The organism is Alkalibacterium indicireducens (assembly GCF_039522005.1).
In the GTDB taxonomy this organism is placed as follows: Bacteria; Bacillota; Bacilli; order Lactobacillales; family Carnobacteriaceae_A; genus Alkalibacterium; species Alkalibacterium indicireducens.
This window is the reverse complement of sequence record NZ_BAAADA010000221.1, coordinates 1-1,446: the sequence shown is the minus strand read 5'-3', so window position 1 is coordinate 1,446 and position 1,446 is coordinate 1. Positions and strand designations below refer to the sequence as shown.

Annotated in this window: 1 protein-coding gene; it reads right to left on the bottom strand. The window is 35.3% G+C overall.

Annotated features, from left to right (window positions below; translation table 11 throughout):
• Positions 1 to 85 precede the first annotated feature (85 nt).
• Positions 86 to 1,321: a transposase gene (locus tag ABFX15_RS12040; protein WP_091895368.1), complete on the bottom strand. Its 1,236-nt coding sequence runs from the start codon at positions 1,319 to 1,321 to the stop codon at positions 86 to 88.
• Positions 1,322 to 1,446: the final 125 nt, after the last annotated feature.

Below are 1,446 nucleotides of genomic sequence, written 5' to 3'. Positions count from 1 at the left end.
CTCATTTTTAGCAATTATGTTTAAAAATAGCCATGCAAATGAAACGCCCATATGCGCGTTTTAAAAAATTATTCAGTTTATTCATTCACAGTAAAGATAACTGATTCGAACGCTTTTCTACTTTATAAAAGTATCTGATACCTACTGTATCAAACGAGAGGATTTTAGAGATACCTCGTATGAACCGATAAAGATAGAACTTTATTTTCTTTCGTTTGTTTGAAGGTCGTGCCCGTGCTAAGACTGTTTGTGTATGGTAGTTACTCTTTTCAATGGCCAACGAATAATGCCCAACAAGACAATTCATCAGTGTATACAGAATGCGTAATGAACTGACCGTCATTGTTCGCGTTTTTTCTAATTGAAACTCTTCCTTTTGAACACGAAAGAGTTCTTCAATTCGCCAGCGAGTAATATAACTTTTCAGAATTCGAAGGACATCGTCCTTCCCATTGATGGAGTGATTCGTTAATAGTTTCATTGGCTTTTCGCCATAGCCATAGACAACAACCATATTAAGAGGGGAATCTTTTAACACAGGCAACTTAACTTTAATATGACTAACCTTTAATTTATATTCATCACCTTGAATTTCCGTCTTAAAGTTGATTTTTCCTTTCCGACGATGCGCTAAGTCAGGGACTTTCACGCGACGATTTCTATGTAGTAAATAACGATTATCCTTTAGTCGCGTAATGAAGTGATGGCCGATATCTTGGACATACTCATATATCGTATTGGTGTCATAACCACGATCCATAACGAAAGTAGCCTTTTTCTTTCCTAAAAACGAAGTGACTGTATTAAAGCCTTTGGCTATTTCAATATTTTGACTGTGAAAATCTTTCTCCTTGGAAGAATACAAATGATTATACAGAGGCAAGGGATGTTTCGTTTTCAGTGTAGCCATTGAAAAATTGATTGTAGGATAGCCTTTCTCTAAAACATTCTTTGACCCATCACGGACTAAAGCTAAATGTTCCATCTTTTCGGCATAAGGTTTAACAATTTCTGATTCATCAACGATAACCAAAGGGTTATCCGGTATAGATGTTCTTAGGCCATTTAAATAATTATGATGGAGCTCTTTCAAGTCATTCTCTTCAGAAGCATTACGAGATAAGCGTTTAATGGTGTACTGCAAGTCAATATTTTCTTCTAACGCTCGTGCAATATCTGATAACAGGGTATTTTGAGCCTTAGACATGCCATATAAAATATCACTGTAAAATTTCTTTCGTGGTTTAGAAAGACCTTCGGTCAGTTTTTCTAAAAAAGTGATTAAACTTCGCTTTGTTTGATAAATTTCTGTAGAATTCATGGTAAAATAACCTCAGTTCCTGTTTTGTTTTTTTGTTTTGTAGTGATTCAATTATAACAGATAACAGGATGAAATTAGTCCACAGATTTAAGCTGTGGACTGCTCAAAAGCCCGAGGATACCATG